Annotated in this window: 9 protein-coding genes; 1 reads left to right on the top strand and 8 read right to left on the bottom strand. The window is 43.3% G+C overall.

Annotated elements, in window-relative coordinates:
• Positions 1-256: 256 nt before the first annotated feature.
• The 8 genes from nt5e to ACFORF_RS01930 all read right to left on the bottom strand — a co-directional run bounded on the left by nt5e (position 257) and on the right by ACFORF_RS01930 (position 9,220).
• A complete protein-coding gene (gene nt5e, locus ACFORF_RS01965) occupies positions 257-2,500 on the bottom strand; it encodes a cell surface ecto-5'-nucleotidase Nt5e (protein WP_380424910.1) in 2,244 nt (747 codons plus the stop codon).
• A gap of 180 nt (positions 2,501-2,680) precedes the next feature.
• A complete protein-coding gene (locus tag ACFORF_RS01960) occupies positions 2,681-3,361 on the bottom strand; it encodes a glucosaminidase domain-containing protein (protein ID WP_380424907.1) in 681 nt (226 codons plus the stop codon).
• The gene (locus ACFORF_RS01955) at positions 3,348-4,622 is read right to left on the bottom strand and encodes a dihydroorotase (protein WP_380424905.1); all 1,275 of its coding nucleotides are present in this window, start codon (positions 4,620-4,622) and stop codon (positions 3,348-3,350) included. The genes ACFORF_RS01960 and ACFORF_RS01955 overlap by 14 nt, the downstream gene beginning before the upstream one ends.
• Before the next feature lie 13 nt (positions 4,623-4,635).
• Positions 4,636-5,328 carry a Type 1 glutamine amidotransferase-like domain-containing protein gene (locus ACFORF_RS01950; RefSeq protein ID WP_380424903.1) on the bottom strand — a complete coding sequence of 231 codons (693 nt, stop codon included), beginning with the start codon at positions 5,326-5,328 and terminating at the stop codon, positions 4,636-4,638.
• Between the two features lie 12 nt (positions 5,329-5,340).
• On the bottom strand, positions 5,341-5,994 hold the full coding sequence (locus ACFORF_RS01945; protein WP_380424901.1) for a uracil-DNA glycosylase: 654 nt from the start codon (positions 5,992-5,994) through the stop codon (positions 5,341-5,343).
• A gap of 206 nt (positions 5,995-6,200) precedes the next feature.
• Positions 6,201-7,079, bottom strand: a complete 879-nt coding sequence (rarD, locus tag ACFORF_RS01940) for an EamA family transporter RarD (RefSeq protein ID WP_380424898.1) — start codon at positions 7,077-7,079, stop codon at positions 6,201-6,203.
• Complete coding sequence (thrB, locus tag ACFORF_RS01935; RefSeq protein WP_380424895.1) at positions 7,072-7,932, bottom strand: homoserine kinase; 861 nt, start codon at positions 7,930-7,932, stop codon at positions 7,072-7,074. The genes rarD and thrB overlap by 8 nt, the downstream gene beginning before the upstream one ends.
• A 1-nt stretch (position 7,933) precedes the next feature.
• Positions 7,934-9,220, bottom strand: coding sequence for a homoserine dehydrogenase (locus ACFORF_RS01930; RefSeq protein ID WP_380424893.1), 1,287 nt, complete (start codon positions 9,218-9,220; stop codon positions 7,934-7,936).
• Between the two features lie 166 nt (positions 9,221-9,386).
• Between ACFORF_RS01930 and ACFORF_RS01925 the strand changes: the two genes are divergently transcribed.
• Complete coding sequence (locus tag ACFORF_RS01925) at positions 9,387-10,310, top strand: polysaccharide deacetylase family protein (RefSeq protein WP_380424891.1); 924 nt, start codon at positions 9,387-9,389, stop codon at positions 10,308-10,310.
• Positions 10,311-10,481 lie beyond the last annotated feature (171 nt).

The raw sequence follows: 10,481 nt of genomic DNA, 5'->3' as shown, positions 1-10,481 counted from the left end.
CCCACCCCCGCATGGCTTTGACAGTCTGGGGAGAGACTGTCAAAGGTGCGAGCCTAAAAATTCGAAAGCGAGCAACAGTCCACTAGACTGTTGGAGGTTGAAAATAAGGGAAACAAAGTTCCCCACATTCGTTAGGCTTGGTTCGGAGCCTAAAACGCGAACGAAACAACCATTCAACCATTGCGTTAGAATGTTAAACGAACTCTAGATAGCGAGGGTGAACTTTACGCCCAGCCACTATAATAGTCAAACTGATTTAGTTTGTTTTACGTTTTTTGGACATGCCATAGAAAGCGTAAGTCATAAGTCCGAATCCAGCAAGCGTCGCAAGAATTGAATCTTCTGAACCAGTTGCTGGCAGAGCAGGTGAATGATTAGCAGACTTAGCCACTGTAACATAACTTACAGGCACTTTGTTAGCCCCTACTTTGTTTTCAGAAGCTGAGACTTTCTTCTCTTCATCAGGGATAGTTGGTTGAGTTGGAGTTGTTGGATCTTTTTTGCCAGGATAATCATTAGCATCTTCAAGATTGGTTCCTGCAATATATTCTAACAAATCGACAAATCCATCTCCATCTGTATCCACCATTACATCAATAGAAATCAAACGTGAGTTTGGTGCAATCACACCGTACTGAGTTAAATCAGCTGTTTTCAAGTATTCTGCGTAGACTTCATCAAGTGATGGACCTTCTTCACGCGCACCACCAAGCATAGTATAACCATCACCACCAGCGGCTAAGAAGTCATTAGTCGCCAGGTAGTATGTCTTAGTTAACTCAAGAGGTAAATAAGACTCTGTTTCTGGATCGTAAATTTCGATATAAAGAACACGATCTTCTACAGGAAGGCTTGTATCATAGAAAACACGAGCTCCAGCAGTCTGTAAAAATCCTCCAGAGGCATCTAAAAGTGCCAAACCATTTTCATCGAGTACTGGGTTACCTGAGGCATCTTTTTGAAGTTGTGAGCCAAGAGATTTCACATACATGTCGTAGATGTTTTGGCCAGTCACTTCAATTTGAGAAATGATATTACCAAATGGCAGAACTGAAATAACATCCCCAACTGTGATGTCCTCACCGGCTGGAAGTGTTGCACGAATACCTCCACCGTTCATGACCGCAAGGTTAGATTTATGAGTAAAACCAGTTTGTCCGTATTGCAACAGGGCATCAGAAACTGCATTACCTTGGTTGGTCTCACGGACGCGAACGTTTTCCCGATCACCGTTTAAAGAAACTGGGTTATTTGCCACAAGAACAGCGGCATTTTTGGCATCGTAACGCGCCTTAATTTCAGCCACTTTGGCTGCAATATTAACATTAGCCGTCACTTTGGAAGCGTCACTTGCTGGAATAACACCTGATGAAACGACACCAGACGAATTAAGGACGATTTTACCAATGTTATTGAGGTAACTACCAGTTTGGTTATAGGTCACGTTAGAACCATAGTTGGCATTCAACAAAGTGTGAGAATGTCCATCGATAAAGATGACCGTTTTTCCAGCCAATGCTGCATTTTCTGACAAAGCTTTTGCCAATGTAGAACCTTGCCATTCTGTCGGTGTAGTAGCATCAACACCCAAGTGAGATAACACAATATATTTATTGTATGTTTTACCTTCGGCTTTAGCATTGGCTTCTAATTGTGCAATGACATTATTTACCTCAGTAACAGGATCTGTAAAGGTTACACCTGCAACGTTTTTAGGGTGAGTTTTCGTAGCTGTTTCAGGTGTTGTCACACCGATAACGACAAATTCATCACCTTCAACTGTTTTATCTTTATCGATAACAGTTGATGCTTGGAAAATGCGAGCTCCATTCAAATAAACGTTTGACGAGAGAATTGGGAAGTTGAGTAATTCCTTATACTTGATAGCCTGGTCCAAACCAAAGTCGAACTCATGGTTACCGACTGCCATAGCATCGTAGCCAATTTCATTCATGATGGCTGCTAACTCTTCACCCTTCGAAGAGTTAGAAATTGGCATCCCTTGGAAGGCATCTCCTGCATCAAGAACTAAAGTTGTCCCTTGAGCACGTGTCTCTTCAACAACTGTAGCTAATTTAGCCACGCCAATAACACCTTTTGACTCTTCAATACGACCATGCATATCATTAGTGTGCAAAATGGTTACCGTATCGGTAGCTATAGAGGTGGCTGATGCTGAGGTTTCAATCGGTGCTGCTGCCGCTTCACTACTCTCAGTAGCTGAAGCCGTTGTTGTTTCAGATGATGCTGGCGAAGTAGCTGGCGCAACATCAGACTCTGCTGTTGTTGCTTCAGAAACTAGTGCAGCTGTTTCTGAGACACTTGCAGATGGTACACTTGTTTCAGCACTAGACACATTTGCTCCTGTATCAACTGCAGAGCTTGTTACATTAGAAGCCGCAGACGTGGTCGCCTCATCAGCAGAAACTGCATTGGCCAAAACCAAGTTTGAGACAAACAAGGTAGACAAAGTTGGAATGAGAAGAGCTTTCTTTTTCATGTTATCCTCCAATATTTTTCTCTCACATATTATAACATATAATTGTTAACATTTATTCTGTTTTATCCATAAAATGTTTGTTATTTAATCGCTATCATAAAAAAACTAGGTATGTACAAGCCTTCTAATACCAAAAAACTTCACTCTCTAAATGGGAGTGAAGTCTTTACTTTTAGAAAATCATTTATCAAAACGGGTTAAATTGTACTGCTCAATGAGCTCATCTAGTTTATTAGCATAGTTTGTATCCGTCGCATATCGGCCCTGGAGATAGGCTGTCGCCTCCTTGTAGGAACCAGTGTTACTCTTCCAAGCACCGGAGTAAAAATCTGGAGCACCCATCAGACCATCAGCCAATAATTTTGCATTGTCCCTCAGCGAGGCATGGTAGGTCGGGTACTTGCGAAACTTGGCCAATACCGTATAGAGTTTCCCAGTACCGTCGTCCTCCGATGTCTCGACTTCATAGGATTGTCCCCAATACTCTCCCTTAACCCCAAAGAGGTTATTGGCTTCTCGTGTCAGCTGACTCTGACCCCAGTCGCTCTCTAAAATTGCCTGGGCAATCATGACTGAAGCATAGAGGTCATTCTTGGCTGCCAAGTCCTCAGCCGTATGCCCAACAATTTCAATAAACTCATCTGGGTTAGCTGCAGCGAAGGCCCTTTGCTCCTTTTGCAACTGCCATTCATGGGCTACAAATAGCAGACAGATGACGATGAGGGCACTCATGACAGCCATGATAATACGATTTTTAAGGAATTGTCTGCGCAATAGCAGAGCTTTTTTAGAGGGTTTTCGCTTGCCAGCTGATGACTTTCGTTTAGGCGAGCTGGTCTTGCGTCTTTTAGTCGTTGGCATAGACAATCTTGCCTCGTGCGATAGTATATTTGACCACACCTTTCAGGGTTTCACCGACAAATGGAGAGTTGCTGGCCTTGGACTGGAAGTTTTCCGTTACCAAACGGTCTTGCTCTGGATGGAAAATCACCAAATCAGCTGGGCCATTTTCAGCCAAATACCCCGCATCAAGGGCATACAAATCTGCAGGGTTGCAGGTCATGGTCGCAAGGAAATCTTTGAGGGTTAAGTCACCAGTCGCTACCAGATTGGTCAAGCCAAGTGAAAGCGAGGTCTCCAGACCAGTCATCCCTGATGAGGCCTGTGTGATATCCGAGACATTTTTTTCATCCTTGTGATGGGGCGCGTGGTCTGTCGCAATAATGCTAATAACGCCTGATTTCAAACCTTCAATAACAGCCAGACGGTCTTCTTCTGTCCGAAGCGGTGGGTTCATCTTGGCATTAGGCCCCTTGATCAGCAAGAGATCCTCCGTTTTAGAGAAATGCTGAGGAGACACTTCTGCTGTAACCTGGGCACCTAGCGATTGGGCAAAGGCAACAACCTTAACTGACTCAGCCTTTGACAAATGCTGAACGTGGAAACGAGCTCCAGTCTCGTAGGCAATCATGACATCGCGGGCCATCATACTATACTCAGCAACCCCACGCGCACCACCGCAGCCAAAGTGCTCTTTCGCCACACCTTCATTAAGGCCAAGAACACCATTTAAATCAGGATCTTCTTCATGAAGGGCAACAATGGCATCAAGTGATTTAGCTTTTTTGAAGGCCGCGCGGACTAGCCCAGCATTTTGCAGGGGAATGCCGTCATCTGATAGTCCAACTGCCCCAGCCTTCAGGAGAGCTTCGAAATCCGTCAAGTTTTGTCCGTCAAAGTTCTGAGTAACCGTCGCGTTGGTATAGATATTGATATCTTCCTTGGCAGCAGAGGTTAAAACTTCTTCCAGAGTTTCTACTGTAGAGATAGTTGGATTGGTATTGGCCATCATGATAACGGAGGTGATCCCGCCTGCTGCTGCTGCAAGTGCTCCTGTATGAATGTCTTCCTTATGGGTTTGCCCAGGCTCACGGAAATGGACATGGATATCCACCAAACCAGGTGCGACAACAAGACCAGTCGCATCGATGATTTCTGCCCCTTCATCTGTAATAGTTTCAGCCATTTGAACAACCTTACCATCGTCAACTAGGACATCAAGCACTTTATCTAAATCTGATTTTGGGTCGATGACACGACCGTTTTTGATAAGTAACGTCATTGTTCTTCTCCTTTCACTGCAATACTGTTAACTGACCGTCTTTTGCAAGGTAAACTGGTCCGTAAAGTGTTTCACCGTCTTCATCTCCATAGAGATAGGCACCATCCTCCAACAGATGGAAAACTCTACCTTGACTATCCGGCAGGGTAATGTCTTCGATAATTCTCATCCCGTCCAGAACCTGATCCTTGATGTCTTGATAATGGGGGACAATCATCATGTCCGTCAATCCAAGGCCTGGTAAAAAGCGTTCACAGGTTGAGGAAATCGCCTCACCTTCTTCTTCAGGTTGTGCGTAGACAAGACTGGCTGAATTCATGGAACCCGCACTGGTGCCGATGATGATTTTATCAGTCCCAGCTAAAAGTTCCGCCAGACCAATTTCCTGAAAAAAAGCATTTTGTGTTGGAACATGCCCTCCTGCCAGAAAAATCACATCTGCTTGCCCCACAAGATTAACTGCATCAGCTTGATTACGCCTATCCAAAACCTGAAAGTCTTGAAAAGACAGGTCAGCATCCTCAAATGCTTGCTTCATATCCTGAGCATATTTGTCTGTAAATATAGGATTGTCTGGGGCCGAGCAGATAAAGAGTGCGCAGTATTCTGACTTCAACTCTGCCCTCAGTCGCTCTAAGAATCCATACTCAGTTCGAATAGCTAAGCTTGAAAATTGGACTGGATTACTGGCTAAAAAATATTTCATAGACATCTTCTCCTACTTCAACCAATCGATCTCAGCTCTGCCATGGTCCTTCAAAAAAGTATTAGTCCTAGAAAAAGGACGACTTTCAAAGAAACCACGATAGGCCGAGAGCGGACTAGGGTGAGCCGACTCGATAATATGATGCTGAGGATTGGTTACTAGAGCTTTTTTCTTGCGGGCAAAACCACCCCAAAGAATGAAAACAACTGGGTCAGTTTTTTGATTGAGGACCTTAATCACCGCATCTGTGAAGGGCTCCCAAATCTGTCCAGCATGACCGTTGGGATCATGAGCTGGCACCGTCAGACAAGCATTGAGCAACAGTACCCCTTGGTCCGCCCAGGAAGTCAAATCATGGTTGGACTTGATGCCGATATCGTCTGCTAATTCTTTTAAGATATTTTGGAGGGATGGCGGAGCTGGTATATCATCGGGAACGGAAAAAGATAAGCCTTGTGCTTGCTTAGGATTATGATAGGGATCCTGACCTAATATCAGCACCTTTACCTCCTCTAAAGGAGTTTGTTGTAAGGCAGCAAATACCTTATCTCTAGGTGGATAAATGACGCCCTCACTGTAGACCTGGTCCATAAAGCGATTGATTTTGGCAAAATAACCTTCTGGCAAGTTTGCCTTTATCTGATCATGCCAAGATGAATGTATCATGACCCCTCCTTATTATTTCTGAAATAATGTTGGTTCTCTTCCGAGTTTAAAACTGTACGTTTTTAGATTTCCTTGCTTCACTGTCTAATGTTTACGTCAACCTGCCACATCTTATGGGAGTTTGCGTGATTATTACGATTATCATCTTTAGTATACCATTTTTAGGGCAGAAGACCAAAAAAGACTAGTTTTTGAAAACCAGTCTCTTACGCTTTTCTCATTTGACTGATCTGACCCCAGATAAAGACTCCAATGGCCAACCATATCAATATAAATGCTGGAAATTGCTCTTGATAAACCGTTTCGCCATAAACAAAAACAGCAATTAAAAGTTGGATAGTGGGATTGATATACTGGATAAACCCAATCAGGTTAAGTGGAGCCCGCTTGACCCCTTCTGCAAAGAGGAGCAAGGGAATGGCAGTAATAATTCCAGAAAGGCCCAGTAAAATCATGTCTTGTAAGCTATAGGAGAAAAAACTTTCCCCACGCCAGAACAGGTAAGGTAGACTAAAAACCAAGACACACCCAGCCTCAAAGAGCATGGCAAAATCACTAGACACAGGAAGTCCCTTTTTCAATAACCCGTAGAGTCCAAAGGAAACAGCTAGTGTCAAGGACACCAGAGGAACTTCTCCGGATTGGACGACCAAGAGTAACACACCTAGGCCTGCCAGACCTATAGCCAGCTTGCCTGTCCTCGTAATATGTTCCTTGAGGACTAGGACAGACAGGCAGATGGAAACCAAAGGCATGATGTAATAGCCTAAACTCGCTTGTGCTGCTCTGCCATTGGCCACTGCAGCGATAAAGGTCAGCCAGTTAAGGGCAATCGCAAAGCTGGCCGCAACCATAAGACCAAACCACTTCTTGCGCTCCCAAAGCATCTTAAATTCCGCCTGATAAGTCTTGGTTTTTCCAGATAACAGCATGTATACCAGCATGGTCACAACTGTAAATAAAATTCTGTAGGAAAACACAGTATAGGAATCAATATGTCCCAACATCTTCCAATAAAGAGACAGGACGCCCCAAAGTAAATAACAGATGAATCCTAATAGCAGACCTGTCTTCGTCTTATCCAAGTGCAATTCCTTTCTGGTCCACCGTCAGGACAACCGTTTCTCCATCGAAATCGAGGGCCTGGATTTGGGAAGCAATTTCCGCCTCACAAGTCTTTGGCGCAATGACCATGACAGTCGGTCCCGCACCTGAAAGATAGGTTGCATAAGCACCGTTAGCCTTAGCAAGATCCTTAATGGGTTGGAATTCCTTAACCAAGCTCTGACGGTAGACCTCATGGAACCTGTCACTCTCAATCGCTGCACCGGCTGTAACCAAATCTCCTGTCAAGAGAGCCGCAACAGCGACATTGGCAATTGCAGAAGCTGCAACTCCTTCGCCATAGGCCAGTTCAGTCGGCAAAACACCACGACTATCACTGGTTTTCAATTCATAAGATGGGATAAAGGCAATGAAGGATGCCTCTGGAAACTCTGCCTGAACACTATTACAAGTTCCATCTACGTAAGAAGCGATGACAAGGTTTCCGAAAATTGCAGGCGCTACGTTATCTGGATGTCCCTCAATACGGGTCGCAAGGTCTAACTTTTCTTCATTTGATAAACTCAAATTCCCTAGTTGATTAGCCAGTTCAATCCCTGCCACGATGACTGAAGATGATGAGCCGAGTCCACGCGCCAGAGGAATATCAGAGGTCATTTTGAGGCGATGCGGTTGCAAATCAGGAACTATGTCCAAGGCTGTTGAAAGCAGCAAGTTGGACTCATTGTGAGGAACACCTTCTAAGTCATGCTCGATAAACCAAGTCTCACTCGCTTCCAAAATATCAATCGTAAGATATTTGGACAGGGCAATCCCCACAGAATCAAATCCTGGACCAATATTAGCACTAGTTGCTGGTACAGTTATTTTCATACTACTCTCCCAACACCTTGAAGGTATTTACAACCTGGAAGTCAGCTTCTTGAGCTAAGCGAGACTTAACAGCCTCCAGCTGTGTTTGGCTCATGTTGTGGGTAATGATAACCACACGTGCGCTGGTTCCGTTAGCCTTGGTTTGGAGAATTTGCTCAAAGGAAATATCCTCAACGCTGAAAATTTCAGCCAGGCGCAAAATTTGCCCCTTCTTATCAGGTGTATTGATTGCGAAGTAATAATGACTGAGCACATCATCTGGATTAGCCAACTTCGTCTCACGGGAGACTTCGTTAAACTCCTTGCCGATTGTTCCGTCCGTCAAACGACGGGCAATGCGTACGATATCAGCTGTTACAGATACCGCAGTTGGCTTTTGACCAGCACCTGGTCCATAATACATGGACTGACCGATACCGATAGATTCAACGTAAACCGCATTCATTACACCATTGACACTTGCCAATGGGTGTGTTTGTGGCAAGAAGGTTGGAGACACTTCTGCTGAAATCCCTGACTCAGTTTCCTTAACATCGCCAACTAATTTGATGACGTAGCCCATTTCCTGAGCCACCGCCACATCATCAGGCGTGATATTAGAAATCCCTTGGTGCTTAACGTCGTCAAAGGAAATAGTCATACCAAAACCAAACTGACTAAGAATTACAGCCTTATAAGCAGCGTCAATTCCTTCAACGTCGTTGGTTGGATCAGACTCGGCGTAGCCCAATTCCTGAGCTGTCTTCAAAGCGTCTTCGTAAGTCCATCCCTCTTGAACCATCTTTGTCAACATGAAGTTTGATGTTCCATTTAAAACTCCCAGAATACGGGTAACCTTGTCCGCTGTCAATGAGTTGGCCAGTGTACGCAAGATTGGAATACCACCTGCTACCGCTGCTTCATAGTAGAAAGCAAGGCCATTTTGTTTTGCTGTCGCGATGATTTCTGGACCATGTACTGCAATCAAGTCCTTGTTTGCTGACACAACGTGCTTACCACCATTCAAAGCCTTGAGAATAAAAGTCTTGGCTGGTTCAATCCGCCCCATCAGCTCAACAACGATTTGAATATCAGGATCATTGACAATATCATCAATGTTTGTCACAAAATGATAATCATGCCCTGCCGCCAAAAGACGATTTTTTTCCTCTTCGTCCTTGACCAAGACCTTTGCAATTTCTAATTCATTGTGGGCTGCAGCTGTAATCTTCTCCCCGTTTTCTTGCAAAAGAAAGGGGATTCCACTCGCAACTGTACCAAAACCCAATAAACCAATTTTAACTGACATAAAAACTCCTTGAAACACATTTAAAAACCTGTTGAAAGTGACCGTAAAAAGATTTATAATAAACTAAATCCACTAACAATAAGCTATATTTTTACTATTATATCAAAATATTCTAAAAATTTATAGATTATTACTTGTTTTTATGAAATTAGAAAGGTAAAATCCCATGACTGAACAACATCGTTCGCCTCGAAAAAGAAAAGAATCTAATCCATTACTCCTTGGAATTTTAGCTTTACTTTTAATCATTTTAGGTGTTGTCTTATTTTTTGCCAGCCGTTCTCCTCAAGATGAGGTTTCCAACCTTAGTATCAAAGGAGGACAGGTGCAAACCAGTACCCAAACAAACGATAGCCAATCTCAAAAAGACAATACAAAAGATAATTCTAACGTAAACTGGATACAGTCAGAAGAGACTGTTACGTTTCCAATTTTAATGTATCACGCTATTCATATTATGGGGGATGATGAAGTCGCTAACGCTAATCTCATCGTTGATCCGACAACATTTGAAAGCCACCTAAAAGCTCTTAAGGATGCCGGTTACTATTTCCTGACACCGGAGGAAGCCTATAAGGTTCTAACCGAGAACGTTCTACCTGATGGCAATAAAAAAATTGTTTGGCTAACCTTTGATGATAGCCTTTGGGATTTTTATACCAATGCCTATCCACTCCTCAAAAAGTATGAAATCGCTGCAACTAACAATGTCATCACTGGATTCGTTGATCAAGCTGGTTATCTAACCCTAGACCAAATGAAAGAGATGAAGGAAACCGGTATCTCTTTAGAAGATCACACCGTAACTCATCCTGACCTTTCAGTTCAGACAATAGATGAGCAAAGCTATCAGTTATCCGAATCCGATAGCTACCTTGATCAGAACCTCAATCAGGACACCATTGCAGTTGCTTATCCTGCTGGTAGTTACAGCGATGATACAGTAGCCATTGCTGAGCAGTACTTTAAATTAGGTTTAACAACTAACGAAGGACTTGCATCTGTTAATGACGGCCTCCTCACCCTTAATCGCGTTCGCATCCTCCCAACTACAACCGCAGATTACCTACTTGATTATATTTCAAATTAAAAAAGAGTTAGTAGAATTTTCTACTACTCCTTTTTTCATTTTTCACTCTCTTATAAAAAAGCAGAGCATTCTGAAAAGACCCCCTTATAATGGACAGTATAAAAAGTACTATACTGTTCTTATAAGGAGGTTCTTTTCTCATGGCTAAAAAAGGAAGTAAATTTACAAAGT

The organism is Streptococcus caprae (assembly GCF_042649745.1).
GTDB classification, from domain to species: Bacteria; Bacillota; Bacilli; order Lactobacillales; family Streptococcaceae; genus Streptococcus; species Streptococcus caprae.
This window is presented reverse-complemented; position numbering and strand designations above follow the sequence as displayed.

Excerpts from the sequence above, each read along its gene's own strand:
- ACFORF_RS01930 (WP_380424893.1), bottom strand. The coding sequence starts at position 9,220 with ATGTCAGTTAAAATTGGTTTATTGGGTTTTGGTACAGTTGCGAGTGGA.
- ACFORF_RS01960 (WP_380424907.1), bottom strand. The coding sequence starts at position 3,361 with ATGCCAACGACTAAAAGACGCAAGACCAGCTCGCCTAAACGAAAGTCA.
- thrB (WP_380424895.1), bottom strand. The coding sequence starts at position 7,932 with ATGAAAATAACTGTACCAGCAACTAGTGCTAATATTGGTCCAGGATTT.
- ACFORF_RS01925 (WP_380424891.1), top strand. The coding sequence starts at position 9,387 with ATGACTGAACAACATCGTTCGCCTCGAAAAAGAAAAGAATCTAATCCA.
- ACFORF_RS01945 (WP_380424901.1), bottom strand. The coding sequence starts at position 5,994 with ATGATACATTCATCTTGGCATGATCAGATAAAGGCAAACTTGCCAGAA.
- nt5e (WP_380424910.1), bottom strand. The coding sequence starts at position 2,500 with ATGAAAAAGAAAGCTCTTCTCATTCCAACTTTGTCTACCTTGTTTGTC.
- ACFORF_RS01950 (WP_380424903.1), bottom strand. The coding sequence starts at position 5,328 with ATGAAATATTTTTTAGCCAGTAATCCAGTCCAATTTTCAAGCTTAGCT.
- ACFORF_RS01955 (WP_380424905.1), bottom strand. The coding sequence starts at position 4,622 with ATGACGTTACTTATCAAAAACGGTCGTGTCATCGACCCAAAATCAGAT.